The organism is Methylomonas rapida (assembly GCF_024360925.2).
Classification (GTDB): domain Bacteria; phylum Pseudomonadota; class Gammaproteobacteria; order Methylococcales; family Methylomonadaceae; genus Methylomonas; species Methylomonas rapida.
This window is the reverse complement of record NZ_CP113517.1, coordinates 2522042-2541174: the sequence shown is the minus strand read 5'-3', so window position 1 is coordinate 2541174 and position 19133 is coordinate 2522042. Positions and strand designations below refer to the sequence as shown.

General features: G+C 53.0%; 20 protein-coding genes. 16 read left to right on the top strand and 4 right to left on the bottom strand.

From position 1 onward, the window contains the following. Positions 1 to 78: 78 nt before the first annotated feature. The 16 genes from NM686_RS12015 (at position 79) to gspD (ending at position 15294) form a co-directional block, all read left to right on the top strand. Entirely contained in the window at positions 79 to 360 is a 282-nt protein-coding gene (locus NM686_RS12015) for a hypothetical protein (protein ID WP_255188100.1), read from the top strand. 108 nt (positions 361 to 468) lie between these two features. Beyond that, a complete protein-coding gene (locus tag NM686_RS12010) occupies positions 469 to 1719 on the top strand; it encodes an ISL3 family transposase (RefSeq protein ID WP_255187011.1) in 1251 nt (416 codons plus the stop codon). A gap of 724 nt (positions 1720 to 2443) precedes the next feature. After that, positions 2444 to 3487: an IS701 family transposase gene (locus tag NM686_RS12005; RefSeq protein ID WP_255188588.1), complete on the top strand. Its 1044-nt coding sequence runs from the start codon at positions 2444 to 2446 to the stop codon at positions 3485 to 3487. Between the two features lie 452 nt (positions 3488 to 3939). Next, positions 3940 to 4419 carry an FKBP-type peptidyl-prolyl cis-trans isomerase gene (locus NM686_RS12000; RefSeq protein ID WP_255188097.1) on the top strand — a complete coding sequence of 160 codons (480 nt, stop codon included), beginning with the start codon at positions 3940 to 3942 and terminating at the stop codon, positions 4417 to 4419. A 69-nt stretch (positions 4420 to 4488) separates the two neighbouring features. Continuing rightward, positions 4489 to 5466, top strand: a complete 978-nt coding sequence (gene hflK, locus NM686_RS11995) for an FtsH protease activity modulator HflK (RefSeq protein WP_255188096.1) — start codon at positions 4489 to 4491, stop codon at positions 5464 to 5466. Continuing rightward, positions 5463 to 6422: a protease modulator HflC gene (gene hflC / locus NM686_RS11990; RefSeq protein WP_255188095.1), complete on the top strand. Its 960-nt coding sequence runs from the start codon at positions 5463 to 5465 to the stop codon at positions 6420 to 6422. The genes hflK and hflC overlap by 4 nt, the downstream gene beginning before the upstream one ends. 96 nt (positions 6423 to 6518) lie before the next feature. Then, positions 6519 to 7736 carry a type II secretion system F family protein gene (locus tag NM686_RS11985; protein WP_255188094.1) on the top strand — a complete coding sequence of 406 codons (1218 nt, stop codon included), beginning with the start codon at positions 6519 to 6521 and terminating at the stop codon, positions 7734 to 7736. 13 nt (positions 7737 to 7749) lie between these two features. Next, a complete protein-coding gene (gene gspG / locus NM686_RS11980) occupies positions 7750 to 8175 on the top strand; it encodes a type II secretion system major pseudopilin GspG (protein ID WP_255188093.1) in 426 nt (141 codons plus the stop codon). Between the two features lie 6 nt (positions 8176 to 8181). After that, the gene (locus NM686_RS11975) at positions 8182 to 8694 is read left to right on the top strand and encodes a GspH/FimT family protein (protein ID WP_255188092.1); all 513 of its coding nucleotides are present in this window, start codon (positions 8182 to 8184) and stop codon (positions 8692 to 8694) included. Beyond that, complete coding sequence (locus NM686_RS11970; RefSeq protein ID WP_255188091.1) at positions 8681 to 9115, top strand: type IV pilus modification PilV family protein; 435 nt, start codon at positions 8681 to 8683, stop codon at positions 9113 to 9115. Before NM686_RS11975 ends, NM686_RS11970 begins: the two co-directional genes overlap by 14 nt. Then, complete coding sequence (locus NM686_RS11965) at positions 9112 to 9792, top strand: prepilin-type N-terminal cleavage/methylation domain-containing protein (protein ID WP_255188090.1); 681 nt, start codon at positions 9112 to 9114, stop codon at positions 9790 to 9792. The genes NM686_RS11970 and NM686_RS11965 overlap by 4 nt, the downstream gene beginning before the upstream one ends. A gap of 4 nt (positions 9793 to 9796) precedes the next feature. After that, positions 9797 to 10759 carry a type II secretion system minor pseudopilin gene (locus tag NM686_RS11960; RefSeq protein ID WP_269021760.1) on the top strand — a complete coding sequence of 321 codons (963 nt, stop codon included), beginning with the start codon at positions 9797 to 9799 and terminating at the stop codon, positions 10757 to 10759. After that, positions 10731 to 11930: a PilN domain-containing protein gene (locus NM686_RS11955; protein ID WP_255188088.1), complete on the top strand. Its 1200-nt coding sequence runs from the start codon at positions 10731 to 10733 to the stop codon at positions 11928 to 11930. The genes NM686_RS11960 and NM686_RS11955 overlap by 29 nt, the downstream gene beginning before the upstream one ends. Next, on the top strand, positions 11923 to 12501 hold the full coding sequence (gene gspM, locus NM686_RS11950; protein WP_255188087.1) for a type II secretion system protein GspM: 579 nt from the start codon (positions 11923 to 11925) through the stop codon (positions 12499 to 12501). The genes NM686_RS11955 and gspM overlap by 8 nt, the downstream gene beginning before the upstream one ends. Further along, positions 12498 to 13106 (top strand): hypothetical protein, encoded by a 609-nt coding sequence (locus tag NM686_RS11945; RefSeq protein WP_255188086.1) that lies wholly within the window; start codon positions 12498 to 12500, stop codon positions 13104 to 13106. The genes gspM and NM686_RS11945 overlap by 4 nt, the downstream gene beginning before the upstream one ends. Continuing rightward, complete coding sequence (gspD, locus tag NM686_RS11940; protein WP_255188085.1) at positions 13096 to 15294, top strand: type II secretion system secretin GspD; 2199 nt, start codon at positions 13096 to 13098, stop codon at positions 15292 to 15294. Before NM686_RS11945 ends, gspD begins: the two co-directional genes overlap by 11 nt. Positions 15295 to 15717: 423 nt before the next feature. On the opposite strand, the gene NM686_RS11935 is transcribed toward gspD, so the two are convergent. From NM686_RS11935 to NM686_RS11920, 4 genes are read right to left on the bottom strand one after another with little or no spacing between them, the layout of a single operon-like run. Beyond that, positions 15718 to 16578: a F0F1 ATP synthase subunit gamma gene (locus tag NM686_RS11935; protein ID WP_255188084.1), complete on the bottom strand. Its 861-nt coding sequence runs from the start codon at positions 16576 to 16578 to the stop codon at positions 15718 to 15720. Continuing rightward, entirely contained in the window at positions 16556 to 18115 is a 1560-nt protein-coding gene (locus NM686_RS11930) for an alternate F1F0 ATPase, F1 subunit alpha (RefSeq protein ID WP_329959141.1), read from the bottom strand. Before NM686_RS11930 ends, NM686_RS11935 begins: the two co-directional genes overlap by 23 nt. Further along, positions 18069 to 18842, bottom strand: coding sequence for a F0F1 ATP synthase subunit B (atpF, locus tag NM686_RS11925; protein WP_255188083.1), 774 nt, complete (start codon positions 18840 to 18842; stop codon positions 18069 to 18071). Before atpF ends, NM686_RS11930 begins: the two co-directional genes overlap by 47 nt. 3 nt (positions 18843 to 18845) lie before the next feature. Continuing rightward, positions 18846 to 19133, bottom strand: coding sequence for a F0F1 ATP synthase subunit C (locus NM686_RS11920; RefSeq protein WP_255188082.1), 288 nt, complete (start codon positions 19131 to 19133; stop codon positions 18846 to 18848).

The window sequence follows — 19133 nt, the reverse complement described above, 5'->3', positions numbered from 1 at the left end:
AGAGTGAGCAGTTTAAGAAATCAATGTGGATGCTCTAACAATTAATCATATATTAATACCGTTAGGAGTCTTATAACTATGTTAGATTTTTCGAAGTTTGTTGATGTTTTATGGAGATTAAACTTATCTCAAATCGTTTTAATAATTCTTTCTGCATTACTAATATATTTTGGCCCTGTTTTGGTAAAGAGGAAATATCTAAACAGGGTTGGGCTTGAAATTGATGAGAGCATTGAAGATAGGAATTCGTGGATACTTTATCCGAATAAATATGATTTTAGCGAAAAATTCCTAATGATTTTAATCTATTTATGTTCTTTTTTAATGGTTGTCTTGGCGGCGAATGTTACTGGGCTATAAAATCGGCTCTTCCGTATTTTGCGGAGAAACCACTACATGTAGTGCTATAGTCTTTGCCTGCCACAGTGAGTTTTGCTAAGGTCGACAATTTAACGCTGGAGTATCGTGATGACACAGTCGCTACTTCAAATACCGCTGGATATACCTGATGTTTGTATCGAAAAAGTTGAAACCACCGCCAAAGGCGAGTTCATCATCACGGTCAGTAGTACGTTAACCAGTGCAACCTGCCATCAATGCGGCCAGAGGATCGATAAGTTTTATGGCTATGGCAGAGAAATCACCTTGCGTCATTTGTCGATTTTCGATCGGCCGGTTTGGATCAAGCTAACCCCCAAGCGCTATCGATGCCCTGACTGCCCCAAAGGTCCGACGACCACGCAACAATGTGGCTGGTATAACTGGAAAAGCCCCCATACCAAAGCGTATGAGCAGTGGATATTGCGTGAATTGATCAACAGCAGCGTGACCGACATGGACGTGAAGCACGGCATCAGCGCCGAAGCGGCGGAAGGGATTATCAATCGGCACGTGGCCCAACAAGTTGATTGGTCTGCCATCCAAGGCATTCGCTTGCTGGGACTGGATGAAATCGCTTTGAAAAAAGGGCATCAAGATTTTGTGGTCATCGTGTCGGCTATCGATACCGAGGACCATAAGCGGATTCTGGCGGTGCTGCCCGACCGCAAAAAAGAAACGGTTAAAGCCTTTTTGCAGAATATTCCCGAGGCACAGCAACACGCGTTACAACGCGTCTGCGTGGACATGTATGAAGGGTATCGCAACGCCGTCTATGAGACATTGCCCGGCGTCGAGGTGGTGGTTGATCGCTTCCATGTCGCCAAGCATTATCGAGACGGCGCCGACCAGGTCCGCAAGGCGGAAATGAAAAAACTCAAGAATACCCTGTCTGCCGAGGATTATGCCAAGCTGAAAGGCGCGATGTGGGCTTTTCGGAAGCGCTGGATGGAACTCTCTGCCGATCAGCAAACCGTTTTGCTTTTTCTATTCCAGCAAGCCCCCATTTTGCGAGAAGTCTATATCCAACGGGAGCTTTTGACGGGTATTTTTGAGCGCCGACTCAATAAGGCTGAGGCCGAAAAAGCCTTGGATCGCTGGATGGAGCATATCAAAGTCTTGAAGTTGAAGGGCTTTGATGCGTTTGTCAAAACCTATCAAAACTGGCGAAATGAAATCACCAACTATTTCATTCGCCGGGAAACCAGTGGCTTTGTTGAAGGGCTTAACAACAAAATCAAAAGCATCAAACGACGCTGCTTTGGCATTTACAATACCGTCCGCCTGTTTCAGCATATCTGGCTTGATATCGAAGGGAGACGGTTGTTCGGTTATGCATAACCCTATATGTCGGGGCTACTCCGCGAAATACGGAAGAGCCATAAAATCAATGATATGCAATTTTTTTGGCTCTCCCAGATTTTCCGTGGTAATAGCTTATCGATACTGATTGCAGATCGAACAAACCTGCCTCATAAAAGCTATGCCATTGAAATAAAAGCAATTATTTTTTATTGCTAATCTTTGAAATCTCAGTTTTAGTCCGAGATCATGAACTACCACGGCAAATCTGGGAGAGCCATTTTTTCCGCTCCATTTTCTAGTGAGTTACAGCTTAATTCTGGGCTTTCCAAGAATTGCCGTGGTAGACACTATATGTAGTGATCTTAGGCTGTTTATGCGCGCTATCGGTTGTGGTTAACCACGGGAAATCTGTGAGAGCCTAATTTTGGGTCACAAATTAGAGCGGGCGGTAGCTTGCAATTACAAGCAGACTTCACATTACGTGATGGTATTAGCGTGGTTAATACTGCGATTCAAAATCTCATTGGCGAGCCTAAATAGTCATGAACATAGTTGATTTAGCAATTTTCAGTTGTGTGACTTTGGGGTTTATTGCCATTTTTTATATCTTAGTTCAGGTCTTAAGGCTGGGGTGGGCTATATACAAGATGTCCACTCCTGCGGTAAGGCAAGTTTTTCCAATCGCATAGGACTTACGCATTGACGATCAAGCAATAACTATGTCATAGGAAGTACATTTAACAAGAACGATTCAGGGATGATAAGAAAGCCTAGCCGCCCACCGACAGCGCGTTGCACCTTGCCAATGTATATGGGATTTTTGATGAGCGAACCGAAATCAAGTACCTGCACCCGTCTTTCCGAGGTGATGAACATTTCCCATGACAGCGTGAATCGTTTCCTGTTACGAGAAAGTTACGAGCCGAAAGACTTGTTCAATGAGGCAAAATGTCTGTTGAACTTGGTGGGCGGGACGCTGAACGTGGATGACAGCACCTTAGACAAACCCTACAGCCAACGCATGGAACTGGTTGGACATTTTTGGTCTGGCAAGCATCATCGCGTGGTTAAAGGCTTGAATCTCATCACGTTATACTACACTGACCCGCAAGGCCGCAGCCTGCCCGTTAACTATCGTGTATACGACAAGGCAGAAGGAAAAACCAAAAATGATTATTTCCTCGACATGTTGGGCGAGGTGCTGGCTTGGGGATTACAACCGAATTTTATGACCGGGGATAGTTGGTATTCCTGTGTGGACAACCTTAAGACGGTAAAAAACCACCGGATGGGGTTTATGTTTGCGGTGGAAAGCAATCGCCGGGTGTCGACGGAAAAAGGCACCTGGATCCAGGTACAAAAACTGGACATTCCTGACGACGGCATGCGGGTCTGGTTACGTGATTTTGGCAACGTGAAGCTGTTTCGGACGCGGTTAAAAGACCAACTGCGCCATTACGTGGTGTTCCTGCCAGAGGCTGAGGCTTATGATGCCTTTAAGCAATCCGATTTTCAGAAACTGCACGACCAGCATTGGCAGATCGAGCAATACCACCGCATGATCAAGCAGGTTTGCAACATCGAGAAGTTCCAAGTCCGTAGCAAAGTACCGATACTCAACCATATCTTTGCCGCTTTATGTGGCTATGTTCATCTGCAGCGAATGCAATTTACTGAAATTATTCGCAATGCTTACCAATGGCAAAGAACGTTGTATCAGGATGTGATCGCCGCATTCGTCAACAGCTTCATGGTCGGCAAGGAATATTTGAACCCACAGTTTCAGGCTTCCGTCAATGCGTAAGTCCTATCGCATTGTTTTTAACTCCCTCTTTGTTGCCGGCTGGAAGCACCAATCTAAGAAAAAAAATTTATAAATTTTTTTTTATTGTGGAGTGCAATATTATTTGTCATGCTGTTAGTAAGACTCGCTTTGCTGAGAAGCTGATTGGAAACTCCACCACTAAGCCTTTCGCCTCATATAATGGCGCTAGTTGATAATGTCCGCCAATTCCTCTGCGGTTAGTTGGCGACGAGGTAGCAGATGTTTCAGCGCCGTCACTAAAATCGTTGAATGACAACATGGAACACTGCTGGCGCCCCGCTTTTTTTCTGCTTGACCAAAAACAAGGTTCCCACCATGACCAATGCCATATAATGCCAATTGTTGGGATGTCGGCGTATCACTCGTTAAGGTGACAAGCGTTTCCGGGATGAGGTTATAATGGCTTTTTTCCTAAAAGCAAAAAGGCATTTATGCAAATCACTGATAAAACAGCTGTTTCCATACACTATACCCTAACCAACGATGTCGGAGAACAGTTGGACAGTTCCCGCGGTGAAGAGCCGTTGGTGTATTTGCATGGTGCCGGCAACATCATTTCTGGCTTGGAAGCGGCTTTGACCGGCAAGTCCGTCGGCGACAAGTTCGATGTTTCCATTCCGCCGGCCGAAGCTTACGGCGAACTGGTGCCGGATATGGTGCAAGTGGTTTCCAAGAAAATGTTCGAAGGCATGGATGTCGAGGTGGGTATGCAGTTTCACGCCGACGTGAGCCATGGCGCCGGCATCATCACGGTGACCGACATCAACGGCGACGATGTGACCATAGACGGCAATCATCCCTTGGCCGGAGAAACCCTGAATTTTGCGGTCGAAGTGGTCGATGTCAGACCGGCTACCGCCGATGAACTGGCGCATGGCCATATTCACGGCGCGGGTGGTCATCATCACTGATGCTGGAGGCCCGGAGTGCGCTTTTCGCTCGCTTCGGGTGCTGATTCCATTTGAGGTACGGAGGTTTGCATGAACGATCCTAAGATATGGTTTCAGCGTTTCAGCATGGCCTGGCCCTTGTCGCCTCAGTCTATCTTTCTACTCTTATTGTTGCTGATAGGGCTGAATATGTCGTTTTATACGATCCCGGCGGAGTCGGAGGGTGTCTTGCTGCGTTTTGGCCGGTATATCGACAAAGTGCCTTCCGGTTTGCATTTCAAGATTCCGTTCGGCGTCGATGCCGTCATCGAAGTCCCGACCCAGCGCCAGCAAAAATTGGAATTCGGTTTTACCACGCCTGGTTTCACCAATCGCGATCAGGCCAGCGACGAACCCGAGCTGGAAAGATCGATGGTCACCGGCGATCTGAATTCGGCTCTGGTCGAATGGATAGTGCAATACCGGATAACCGATCCCGAAAAATATTTGTTCGATGTACGCGATCCCGGCCTGACGCTACGGGATATTTCGGAATCCGTGATGCGCGAAATAGTCGGTGACAGGACCGTCGATGAAATCATTACCATCGGTCGCCAGGAAATCGAAGACTCTGCACTGGCTGGCATGCGCGAACTGGCCCAGCGCTATAACCTCGGCGTATCCATCAATCAAGTGCAGCTCAAAAACGTCAATCCCCCGGTGCCGGTTCAGCCTTCGTTCAATGAAGTGAACCGTGCCCAGCAGGACAAGGAAAACGCCATCAACATCGCCAATGGCGAATACAACAAAGCCGTACCCAGGGCGCGTGGCGAAGCCGATCAGGCCATACGCGCCGCCGAAGGCTATCGTTTCAAACGCATCAATGAAGCCGAGGGTGATGTCGCCGCCTTCAATCAGGTGTTGGCACAATACCTGAAAGCCCCGGAAGTCACCCGGGACCGTATTTATCTGGAAACGCTGGGTGAAGTATTGCCGCAAGCCAGGCAGCAAATCATCGTTGATGATACCGTGCAACAAATCTTGCCGATGCTGCCGTTTTCCGACAAACCGCTGGGGGTAGCGCCATGAAACTTTCCGCGACCACGGGCGGTTTGCTTGCCATTATTTTGCTCGGCTTGTTTTTGTCGGCCTACACGGTCAATCAAGCCGAACAAGTCATCATCACTCAATTCGGCCGGCCTATCGGCGACCCGGTGACGGACCCCGGCCTGCACTTCAAACTGCCGTTCGTGCAACAAGTCAACAGTTTCGACAAGCGCTATCTGGCTTGGGACGGGCCGATGGTGGAAATGTCGACCAAGGATAAGACGTATGTGCAGGTCGATACCTTTGCCCGTTGGCGGATTACCGATCCGATGCGCTATTACTTGCGTCTGCGCGACGAACGCAGCGCGCAATCTCGGCTCGAGGATATTTTGGGGAGCGAAACCCGCACCGCCATCGCCCGCCACGAGTTGATCGAAGTGGTGCGGACCGAGAAGGAACGCAAACCGGTGATGGATGAAAGCTTGGGTAATTTGGCGGGCGAGGGCACTTTGGGCCAGCTGCGGCCTATTCGCGTTGGCCGGGCGAAAATCGAACAGGACGTCTACGATGCCGCGGCCCCCAAGCTGGAGGAATTCGGCATCGAGTTGCTGGACGTGCGTCTCAAGCGCATCAATTACAACCAGCAGGTGCTGGAGCGTATTTATCAACGCATGATCAGCGAACGCTTGCAGATTGCGCAACGCTTCCGTTCCGAAGGCGAAGGAGAGGCGGCGAGGATCAATGGCAACCGGGAGCGTGACATCAATGAAATTCGTTCGACGGCCTACAAGCGGGTGCAGGAAATCCAGGGCGAAGCCGACGCCAAGGCCACCGAGATCTATGCCAGGGCTTACGGGCAGAAGCCGGAAGCCGCGAAGTTTTACAACTTTCTGAAGAGCATGGAAACTTACCGCAAAGTGATCGATGGCGATACCAGCATCGTGATTTCGACCAACAGCGAATTGTTTGATTTATTGAAGAGAGTGCCAAAAGAATGAGGCTAAAATATGCCCAATCGGGCAGATAAAAAACCTTCTGGCAAACGCACCAGGACTACACGGTTGTAGTCTTTTATCGTCATTCATTTTTTTTCCATGCCACTGTATTCCTACAAAGTCGTCAACAACCAGGGTTTGGCCGAAGAGGGCGTGCGCGACGCCAAGGATGAGCAAGCCTTGCTGCTGGAACTGCAAAATCAGGGTCTGATTCCGATTCGCATCGAGCCAGCCAAGGACCAGACCTTTCTGGGTTTCAGGCTCAAGTCAGCGGCCTTGCGCCTGTCTTACAAGGAAATCGGCATGTTGACGGGTGAACTGGCGACGCTGTTGGAATCCGGCTTGCCGCTGGACAGATCATTGACGATTTTGCTGCAATTGACCGAGGAAAATGCCAAGTTGCATAAATTGGTCGCCAATGTGCTGGAAAAGGTCAAGGCTGGCAAGGCTCTGGCCGATGCCTTGGAGAGTCAGGGCGAGGTGTTTTCCAAATTCTATTTGAACATGATCCGCGCTGGCGAAATGGGCGGCAATCTGGGCGGGGTGTTGCAACGCCTTGGCGATTATATGGAACGCAGTCAGGAGCTCAAGGATACCGTCAGTACGGCGTTGATTTATCCCGCCATTTTGTTGGTGATGTCTCTGGTTTCGTTGTTCGTGATGCTGACCTTTGTGGTGCCGCAGTTCAAGGAAATGTTTGAAAGCGCGGGGCAAGCACTGCCGCTTCCGACCCAAATCGTGGTCGGGTTGGCCGAGTTTCTGCAAAGTTACTGGTGGTTGCTGCTGTTGCTGATAATGGGGGGCGTGCAGTTCATGAAGGCGCAATTGGCCAATCCGGTCAGTAAAAAGGCATGGGACGGACGTTTTTTGCGGCTGCCCTTGTTCGGCGCTATCGTCATCAATATGGAAACCGCCAATTTCAGCCGTACCTTCGGTACCTTGCTGGGTAACGGCGTGTCCATCCTCAAATCCCTGGGTATCGTGCGTGAAACCGTGACGAATGGTGTCCTGGCGGACTTGCTCGCGGACGCGGAAGATCAACTGAAACAGGGACGCACCATGTCGGAAGCGCTGTCCAAGCAAAACCTGTTTCCCAAATTGGCCGTGCAAATGATTAAAATGGGCGAGGAAACAGGCCGGCTGGAGGAAATGCTGATGCGGGTCGCGGTGATTTACGACAAACAACTGAAAACGACGATACAGCGCATGCTGGCGTTATTGGAGCCCGCCTTGATCATTTCCCTGGGCTTGATGATCGCCGGCATCATTGTTTCCATTTTATTAGCCATTTTGAGTGTCAACGATCTTGCCGTCTAAAGGAGGAGCAATCATGCAACACACTATCCGCCGCTCGCGCGGTTTTACCTTGCTGGAACTGTTGGTGGTTTTGGGGATCATCGCGCTTTTGGCCGGTATCGTCGGCCCGCAAGTGATGAAACACATGGGCGCTTCCAAAACCAAGGCCGCCAAAGTCCAAATCGAGGATCTGGCGGCGGCACTGGATATGTATAAATTGGATGAAGGTCGCTATCCCACCCAGCAACAAGGTCTGAGCGCGTTGGTCGAAAAACCGTCCGACGCCAAGCGCTGGAATGGGCCGTATTTGCGTAAGGAAAAAATTCCGCAAGACCCCTGGATGAACGATTATCACTATGTCTATCCCGGCCAGCACGGCAGTTTCGATTTGTTCAGCTACGGCGCCGATGAAAAAGAAGGCGGCGAGGGCGAGGATCAGGATATCAATAGCTGGGAATGATGCTCCGTGCCGTTTGCGGTTCAGAGCCAACAAGGCTTTACGTTGCTGGAGCTGATCATCGTCTTGTTGATCAGCGTGCTGGGCTTTGCGGTCGTCGGCAGCAATATTTCTTCCGGCAATCCAGGCACCCGCTTGCAGGCAGCCGCAAGGGACATCGCATCGGCCTTGCGTTATGCCCATGGCCAGGCCCTGGTGACTCGCAAGCCTGTCAGTGTGGCGGTCAATCTGGACGGTAACAGTTATCGCATCAGTAATCGTGACAAAGTCTACCAACTGGATGCGCAAATCGAGATTTCGCTGACCGTCGCCGAGGAGGAATTCAGCGAAGAGCGGGAAGGTAGCATTCGGTTTTTCCCGGACGGTTCCTCGACCGGTGGCCGCATTACCCTGGAATGGGGCCGGCAAGTCCGCCGCATCGATGTCAACTGGATCACCGGCGCTGTCGTCATATCTTCTGTAAAGATCCCCGGCATTGCTCGATTTTTTGTGGCACGGCAGGCTGTCGATGCGCAAGTATAAAGGCTTTTCCTTGCTGGAGATTTTGGTGGCCTTCGCCATCATGGCAGTGGCGTTGACCATCGTGCTTCGCATCTTTGGTTCCGGCGTCAATGCGGCTGTCGTATCCGAGGAATACACCTTGGCGGTTCAAATCGCCGAATCACTGATGGCGCGACTGGGCGTGGAAACGCCGTTGCAGAGCGGCGAGTTTTACGGGACCGAAGGCGATAAATACGATTGGCTCGTCAGAATGGAGCCGGTCGCGGGGCCCGCGTTCATCGGCAAAAGATTCGGTTCCCGGCCCGAGCAGGAACAAGACCAAGCACCGATTCCGCTGCAATTGATGGCCGTCAAGGTGAGGGTGAGTTGGGGCGAGGATGACGACAATCAGCGTGCGCTGGAATTGCACGCGCTCAAGCTATTCCGGGAACCGGCCTTGTGAAGTCGGTTCGCGATAACGGTTTCACATTGATAGAAGTATTGATCGCCATGACACTGTTGAGCGTCATGGTGGTTTTGCTGTTCGCCAGTTTGCGTATCGCGGCCGAGAGCTGGAACGCCGGCGAAAGCAAGGTTTCCGCACTGAATAACAAGGCCGTCGTTTACCAGTTTTTCAAGCGCCACCTGACGACTATTCGTCCGGTACCAATGCTGGATGAGCGGGGCGATCAGGCAGCCGATGGCCAGCAGGCCTTCCAGGGCTTGATGCAGAGCCTGCGTTTCGTGGCGGCATTACCCGCCAGTTCCGCCCGTAAAGGATTGCAGATTTTCACGATAACCTTGGCTCCCGACGATCCTTCAACCTTATGGGTAAACCTAACGCCTTATCGTCAGGCCGATGCCGATGCGGAAGTCGATGCGACACCCGCGCGGCCGGAAATCTTGCTGGAAAATATCGAGGAATTACGATTTTCTTATTTCGGTAAAACAGAGGATGTCGCCGAGTTGCAGTGGCGCGATGAATGGACCTTGGCCGATCGCTTGCCCAGTCTGATCAAGGTTTCCATCATTCTCGCCGATGGTAGTTATTGGCCCGAAATGGTGTTCCCGGTAAAAATCACACAACTTGCCACCCCGGAGGCGGTAGCCGAAGGCGAAACGAGCGACGATGTCCAGTAAGCGCATGTCTTTGATTCGCTCGCCCCAGTCGGGTTTGGCATTGGTCATCGTACTCTGGGTTTTGACCTTGTTGACTTTGATGGCCGGCAGTTTTGCGATGACGATGCGCCGGGATAACAGTGTTAGCCTGGCGTTGAAAAACAATGCCGAGGCACTGGCGCAAGCCGAAAGCGGTATAATATTGGCTCAATTCATGCTTGCTCAGACTGAGCCGGAACTGCGCTGGCAAGCCGATGGCACGGTGTACCGGTTGCTCAAGCCAGACAGCGAGGTTCGCATACGCATTCTGTCGGAAGCCGGCAAAATCGACATCAATACCTCGAACGAAACGCAATTGACTGCATTGCTCGCCGCGGTAGTCAAGGATGATTGGGAACAACAACGGCTTTTGAACGCCATCCTGGATTGGCGTGATGCCGATGACGACACCCGGACGCTGGGCGCGGAAAGGCGGCAGTATCAGATGGCACGATTGTCTTACGGCCCCAGCAACCAAGCGTTTCAGACGCTCGAGGAGTTGCAATTGGTCTTGGGCATGAATGAAGCGATATTCACCGCGATACAACCCTTCATTACCCTTTATTCCGGACAAGCGGAAGTGAATATAAACACGGCGAGTCCCGAATTATTGAGCTTGCTGGCGAGTGAGTTGAAAAAACGAAACATTCAGGACGTCGCCCTGGAAAACCGCTTGGCGAAGACAGGCGAAGCCAACGGCGATGCTGAAGCTGGAGCTGGCTTGGCTGGCGAAAGCGAAACCTATACTATTCTTGCGGAAGCGATGGTGCATGGCGAAGCAGTCGCCGGCTTGGAGGTTGTCGTGAAAAGCCAGGGCGGCGAAGCGGACATGCCTTATCAGATACTCGACTGGAAACAAAATGTACAAGGGCCGTCGTTATTCGACGAGGCAATGGGATACGCGGTAATCACGATTCAAGATGAATTTAGATACGACGATAGATATTGATCTGAAGGGATTTTTCCAGTGGTGGGGGAAGGAATTGGCCTTTCTGGCGCCGAAAGCGCTACGTCGTCAGCTCCGCGACCGACACGGGAATGTCATTTTTACCCCCAATGGACAAGGTTTCGATGTGGTGTTTTATGACGATGATGGCAACACCGTCACGCAACGCCGCATCGAGCCAGCCGACATCGGTCATTATCAGCAGTTGAAAAACCAATATCCCGCCATCGAGAAAGCCGAACTGGTATTGCGCTTACCGGCGGATCATGGCTTGCATAAATCGGTTTTCCTGCCCGCCGCGGCACAGGAAAACCTGCAACAAGTCCTTGGGTTCGAACTGGACCGCTACACGCCGTTCAAAATGGACCACGTTTACTTTAGCGCGATCCTCATCGGTAACACGGGATACGGTCAATTACAGGTATTGTTGATCATCGCGCCGAAAAAACGGCTGGATGAACCCTTGGCCTTGCTGGAGACATGGGGCGTGCGGCCGCGACGCGTCGATTATCTGCCGACCACGACGGATTTTCCGCAGTACCATAATGCCTATAACCTGCTGCCGGAGCGTTATCGCCAAACAGGCGGTACATTGAGGCAATCCGCGCATTGGCTGATGAGTGTTCTGTTATTGTCATTGCTGTTTGGCGTGCTGGTTTTGCCGGTCTGGATGGAAGGCCAGGCCGTCGAAAGTCTAAAGACCCGCATCAGGCAATTGGAAAAACAAAATCAGGTCGTCGACGCGCAACAAACCGAGATCGATGCTTTGCGCACGGAAACGCAAAGGTTGATAGACACCAAACGCCAGGCGCCCGCCTTACTGCCGGTATTGAATGAGCTCAGCAATCTGTTGAACGACGATACCTGGTTGACGCACATGCAGTTTTCCGGCCAGCACATGCAAATACAAGGTCAATCGCCCGCCGCATCCGCTCTGATCGCCGCCTTGGAAACTTCTGAATTCTTCAGCAACGTCAGTTTCGTTTCACCGCTGACGCAGGACAAGGTGACGGGGCGCGAACGTTTTCAGATCGGCATGGATATCACGATGCCGGCTTCCACGGACGCTGTCGACGGTGAATCTGCTAGCGATAGGTCGGCCAACGCAACAAGCAACGGAGAAGACATGCCGGCGGGCGAGGCGGCCCTGGAAGAGGAGGCGGCCGGTGAATGATCCCCGTTTTCAGCGCTGGCTGGCTGTCGGCTTATTGCTCGGCGTCATTGGCGTCATTCTCTTTGCCGTCTTGCTCCCGTTGCTGACGACCGGCCTGGCCTACCACGAAGAAAAAAATGACTTGCTGTTTCGCCTGCAGCGCCAGCAAACCATTGCGGGTCGTGAAGGGCGGGTTGCCGAAGCCCTGGAGACCATCAAGCAGCAATTCCAGGAGCAAGGTTATTTCAGTACCAGCAGCACCGAAGCATTGGCCTCCGCCGAATTGCAGAACATCGTCAAGACCGCCGTGGCCGATGCCGGGGGGCAGTTGACCAGCACGCAGGGCTTGCCGGGCAAGTTGGAGGATGGTTTCTTTCGCATCGCGGTCAAAGTGCGCATGACGGCGAACATGGAGGCCCTGGTCAATGTGCTTAATACACTGGAAACGGCGGTACCGATATTGATCGTGGATCAACTGGACATCAACCCAGTGCGCGGCATACGCAATCGAGCGACCAATAAAATCGACCCGAGCGGACAGCTGAATGTGAGTTTTCAAGTGGTGAGTTTCATGCGGGGGCAGACGCAATGAATCGCACGCTTTTCAAATGGCAATTGATCAGCGCTGCAATCTTGCTCTTCGCGTTGTTCGTGGAGTGGAGTTTTGCTGAATTCAGCCGCGGCGAGCTGCAGGAGATACTGAATCAGACCATTGCAGCCGATTACCAGGCCGAGCCCTTGCCCAGTCTGGAGCCGCCCAAGCAGCTGTCGGGCAATTTCATGGGTGTCGTCGAGCGGCCCTTGTTCATCGAAGGGCGAAAACCCCTGGCTGAAACCGTGGAAACCGGTGTGGAAACGGCCGCGGAAACCGGACAAATCGATGATTGGCTGCTGATTGGCATCTATAATAGGGACAAGCGCCAATGGGCATTGTTTCGAAAACAAAACGAAGCGAAAAAGTTTTTGAAATTGAATGAACAGCAGATGATTTCTGGCTGGCGGCTGAAACAGATCCAGTTTGACCGGGTGATCTTGCAGCAGGGCGCGCAGGAAAAGGCCTTGATGCTGAGAAAACCGAGAGAACAAGGGAAAATACCCGAGCCGGCGAAAAGGCCGCCACCTCCCGTGAAAGCCGTGCAACCCAACGTAACACCGCCAAATAACAATCCTTCCGAGAATATCAACAATGACGGTTAACACACGCAAAGCGCCCTTGATAATGGCGCTGGCCTTGACGGTGGCGGGCTGTGAATACATCGGCCCGCAACTGCATAAAAAAATGCCTCTTCCGGCTGCCAAGCCGATTGAGGAAGGTCAGACCTTGCCCTTTGAAGACAAAACCGCCAGTAGTAAAGCCGCCAAAGTGGAAGTTTTTCCCAATGACGAAGCCAGCATCAGCGCGCGCAAATCGGCCACGCCCGCCAAAAAAGGCACGGGTAAGGGCGAATACAGTCTGAATTTCGATGATGCGGACCTGGGCGAGGTGGCCAAGGTCATTTTGAGCGAGATCCTAAAAAAGAACTACACGATCAGTCCGCAAGTCAGCGGCAAGGTTACCTTGCAAACCACGGAACCGCTCAGCAAAGACGAGCTGATTCCCACGCTGGAAATGTTGTTGAGCGTCAACAACGCGGCTTTGTCGGTAGAAGACGGCATGTACATGATCAAACCAGCGAACGAAGCGGTTTACAGTGCGTCTTTTCAATCGCTGGGTACGAGCCGTTTACCTTCCGGCTACCAAACACGGGTCATTCCGGTAAAGAATGTGGCGGCCAGCGAAATCGCCGAGATACTGAAACCGCTGTTGCCGGAAAAGGCGCTCGTGCATGTCGATCCCAATCGCAATATCTTGTTAGTATCGGGTTCTGGCGCCGAATTGAGCAGGGTCATGGAAGTCGTTGGCACGTTTGACGTGGATGTGCTGAGAGGGCGTTCGTTTGCCTTGTTCACGCCGGCGCATGTCGATGCCTCGAAAATCATCGAAGAGCTGGAGCAGGTTTTCCAGCGGGTGTCTGACGATGATAAAACGGGGCAAACCAGCTTTTTCCGCTTCATAGAAATAGAGCGCCTCAACGCGATCCTGGCCATCACCCATAACGCCAAATATTTGCAGGACATCGAAAGCTGGGTGTACCGACTCGATCGCACCAATGCCGATGCCAGTGGTGGTGTGCACGTCTACCGGGCGCAACACGTCTCGGCGGTTGACTTGGCCGATACCTTGGGGCAGATTTTCGGCGGCGGCACTTCGCGACGCTCGAAATCGGCGTCTATCGCCTCTGGGCGCAAGGCGCTGTCGGCGTCCAATAGACAAGAAGGCGGCGCTACAAAAGATTCCACGATGGACAAGAGTTTGAGCGACTCAAGAACGAAAGACCGCTCGACCACGTCCAATCTGCTTGGTGGAACCACGGGCGGAATGTCCGGCAGCAGCAATGCGGAAATGCCCAATGTCAAAATCATCCCGGACGAAGGCAACAATGCCCTGGTCATCGTCGCCAATTCGGAAGAATATGCAAAAATCGAAAAGGTGATCAAACAACTGGATGTGTTGCCGCTGCAGGTGTTGATCGATGCGACGATTGTGGAAGTGTCCTTGAAGGACGACCTGGAATATGGCATTCAATGGTATATCACTCACAACAATGGTGGTAACAACCTCATCAGCGGCGGCGGCAGGGATAGTGGGATCAAGCTTGACGATATCGCGAAGGGCTTCTTTAGCGGCGGTTTTACCTATGCATTTTCGAGCAATTCCAAGGACATCAATGCCATCCTGAAAGCAGCCGCGACAAACGATAATATCAATGTTATTTCGTCGCCGTCGCTGATGGTACTCAACAACCAGGAAGCCTCGATCAAGGTTGGGGACTCGGTGCCGATGCGAACTTCGCAATCGACCAATACCAATGATGCAACCAACCCCATTCAGACCAGCGGCATCGATATGCTCGATACCGGTATTAGTCTCGAGATCAGGCCGCGCGTAAACGCGGGCGGATTGGTTTTAATGGACATCTTGCAGACGGTTAACGATGCCAAACAGACCGAGTCGTCCGATATTGATTCCCCGACCATCAGTAAACGCGAAATTCAGAGTAGCGTGGCGATTCAAAGCGGAGAAACCATCGTGTTGGGCGGGCTGATCAAGGAAAACAATGACTATCTGCGCTTTGGCGTGCCGCTCCTGCATGAAATTCCGTTGATTGGGCCGTTGTTTGGCAGCACGACGCGCAACAAAGATAAGAATGAGCTCGTGATATTGATCACGCCTCGCGTCATCAACAGCCGGCAGGATGCACGTTCCATTACCGACGAATTCAGGCGCAAACTATCCTCGATTTATGAAGTGCCTTATGAGGTCAGCCGTGAAAATGTACACTAGCGGCCGTGATGTTTCGGCAACCGGGGCGGCGTTAAGCGGAAAAAGCTGAAGCTTTTCCGCTAAAAACCTGATCCCTGTTTTATATCCCCCTCATCCTTGCCTTCTTACGGCGGGCGGCGGGTTAAGGCATTTTTCATCTTTTGCGACGGGCTCCATAGTGGGTGGATGAAAGTTCTAGCTGTAGGAGCGACGCATAGTCTCGAATTGAAGCCATTTATCGCGACTGTGCGTCGCTCCCACCATGACTTTCAGAGTAAAACGGCAGTAAGTCCGCGAAAATCATGAAATACACGAAGAAATCATTGCGTTATGAAGTTTATCGATTCACCTGTTAGGTGCTGCTCTTAGGTGTGATAACTGTTTGAAACTTTTTGTGATTTTCGTGTGTTTCGTGGACCAAATGATTTTTCTAGGATAAATCGCTTAATGTCCGCGCACTGCCTCAAAGCCCGCGCCGATGTCCAGCAACTCCGCGTCGATCGCATCTTGGCGTTGGGTACGAAATTCGTATACCAGTTCGTCCATTTTTTCTTCGATGTTTTTTTCCGCGGCCTGCATCGCGCGAAGACGCAGTTGATTTTCTGCCGTCAAGGATTCCACGATGGCGCGATAGACGCTTGCGAACAGATGCTGGCGTATCAAGGCCGCCAACAGACGCTCCGCGTCCAGACTGAAGGTAGGTAATACCCTGGACGGCCAAGGCTCTTCCATGAGTCTGTCGAATTGCTTCAAATCGACAGGCAGGAGCGGGAATAGTTTGGGAGTGCCGGATTGGCTGTAAAACAACAGGACCTGGCCTATGGCCTGCTTCTGCCAGAGATCGAGCGTGGTTAGGATTTGGCCGACAGCCGCGGCAATGCCAGCCGGCGAACTTGGCGTTGACAGGATAGCCGAGACCGGCTGGCCAAGTTCGCTAAGGCGCGCTTCGATTCTGGCACCGACGGCCAAAATGTTTAGGCCGGCTGCTCCCGACCGGCCATGCAGTTGTTCCAGCGAGAAGGCGACCAGTTCCTCATTGAAACGCCCGCACAATCCGACATCCGAGCCAAAAATCACCGCCGCCAGCGGCCCCGGCTTTTTTGCACGGTTCACTTGCTCCAGCACGCGGCCACGCAGCGTCACCCGCAAGCCCATTTCCACGGGCCGCGCATAATCCTCCAGGGATTTCAATATCGCCTCATATTGACGGCCGCTGACCGCTGCCAGCGCTTTCATGGTGCGGACAATGGCGTGTAATTCGCCCACGGTTTTGATGCGCCGCCTAAGTGTTTGCGCGGTTTCCATCCGTAACCTCGCCGGTTGATACTTGTTTGCAGGCCTGCAATATCGCCATGCGATCCTCCGCGTTCAGCGATTCGCCTTCATAAATGCGCCGGCCTATGTCGCCAAACTGCCTGACGACCAGGCTGCACAGCCTTTGCTCGGCTTCCGGGATTCTTACGGGCGGCAGATCGTCGAACAAGCCTTCGGTGACCGCCAGCAGCACGACGATTTGTTCGAAAGGGCTTAGGGCCGTATGTTCATGTTGCTTGAGGATTTCTCGCACGCGTCTACCACGCTCGAGCAGGGCGCGGGTTCTGGCGTCCAGTCGGGTACCGAAGCGGGCGAACATTTCCAGCTCCTCGAATTGGGCGTAATACAGCTTCAAGGCGCCCGCCACCAGCCGGTAAGCCGGCAATTGCGCCTTGCCGCCGACCCGCGACACCGATTTGCCGACATCGACGGCCGGTAACAGCCCCTTGTGGAACAGCTCGGGGGACAGATAAATCTGGCCGTCGGTGATCGAAATCAAATTGGTGGCGATGTAAGCGGCCAGGTTTTCGGCTTCGATTTCGACGATCGGCAAGGCAGTCAAAGAGCCGCCGCGCGCCAGCCGGGTCGAGCGCTCCAATAAGCGCGAATGGATGTAAAAAATATCGCCGGGATAGGCTTCCCGGCCGGGCGGCCGGCGCAACAACAGCGACAGTTCCCGATAGGCCAAGGCGTGATGGCTCAGGTCGTCGTAAACGATCAGCACGTCGCGGCCCTGTTCCATGAAATATTCAGCCATGCTGGTGGCGGCGTAAGGGGTAATGTATTGCAGGCCGGGCGGTTCATCGGCGCCCGCGACGACGAGTATGGTCTGCTCAATGGCGCCTTGTGCGCGCAGCGTATCGATCACCCGCGCCACCGCGTCGCCGCGCTGGCCGATTGCACAATAAATGCAGATGACGCCATGCTGGCGTTGATTCAGAATGGTGGCCAAGGCAAGCGCGGTTTTGCCGGTCTGGCGGTCGCCGACGATCAACTGCCGCTGCCCCCGGCCTATCGGGATCGTAGCGTCGATGACCTTGATGCCTGTTTGCAACGGCTGATTGACCGGGGCGCGTTCCAGAATGGCGGGAGCCTCACGCTCGATTGCCAGGCGTTGACGGGTTTGCAAGGTACCTTGTTCGTCCAGCGGTTGACCCAGTGCGTTGACGATACGACCGAGTAACGCATTGCCCACGGGTACATCCGCTACGCGGCCGGTGCGGCGAATCTTGCTGCCAGCGGCGATGTCCTGGCTGGTGTCGAGCAAGACCACCCCGACCTGATCGGTATCCAGGTCGAAGGCCATACCGAATTGGCCACCGGCAAACTCGAGCAATTCAAGGGCCTGCACGTTAGGCAGGCCGTCCACCCAGGCGACGCCATGGCCAACATGACGGACGCTGCCGGTTTCAACCAGGGAGAATGCGGCGCTATGTCGTTCCAGCAGGCGGGTCATGACGGCGGCGGCATCCTTGAGTGCTTCATTCAGCATCGGTGTTGAATGGCTTGGTACCGTTGAATGCGCCATCGAGTTCCGCCAACAGATCGGCGAAATACTGCTCCAAGCGCCATTCCAGGGTATAACTCGGACTGGACAGCAGCAAACCTAATCGACTATCCGCCAGTGAGGTGAAGCGGACGGACAAAGCCGGTGCCAGCACGTCCCTGACCGCGTTCGAAAACCGGTCGCGCAGCGATGGACTGAGTTCAAAGCTGCTGGCCAGCTCGATGTGGTTCCCGGCGGAGGCCGTCAGCAAACGTTTGTCGGCGTCCGGCAAATCTCGCAGGCGCTCGAGGAAATTCTCGAACAAGGCCTGTTCCAGTGCTTGACCGGTCAGGTCTTGCAGGGCTTTACGGGCGGTGTCGAGGGATAGACAGCCCAATTGATGTTGTAGTTGTCGTTGCAGGTCGTTTTTTTCACGCTCGAACTCGCGTCGCCATTGCCGGCTCAACGTCTGGGTTTCCTCGCGGGCCACCGTGATCAGGCGCTCGCGTTCCCTGTGTGCCTCTTCGCGAGCTTCTGCCAATAGCTTCGCGCGTTGCGCCTCCAGTTGCGTGAGTTTTTCACGATAGTCTCGCGCTTGCTGTTCGGCTTGCTCGATGCTTAGCCGGGCCTCCTCGCTGCGAGCCTCGATATTTTGTTGCCGCCTGTCCATGGCATCGATGATGGGGCGATACAGAAAGCGCTTCAGCAGCCACATCAGAACCAGAAAATTGATCCATTGCGCGCCCACCGTCAACCAGTCGATCCGCACGCGTCAACCTCCGGCCTTGGTGATGAAATGATCCCAGAACGGGTTGGCGAAAATCAGGATCATGCTGACCACCAGGCAATAAATGCCGGTCGATTCGACCATCGCAATCCCGACAAACAGTGTGCGGGTCAGGGTTGGGGCCTCGTCCGGTTGCTGGGCAATGGCCTGTAGCGCTTCGGCCAAGGCGCGCCCCTCGCCGAGCGCCGGCGCGATACTGCCGATAGCCATCGTAATACCGGCGGTAAAAATGGAAACGACGGCAACGATGACGTCGGCTGTGATCTCTGTCAT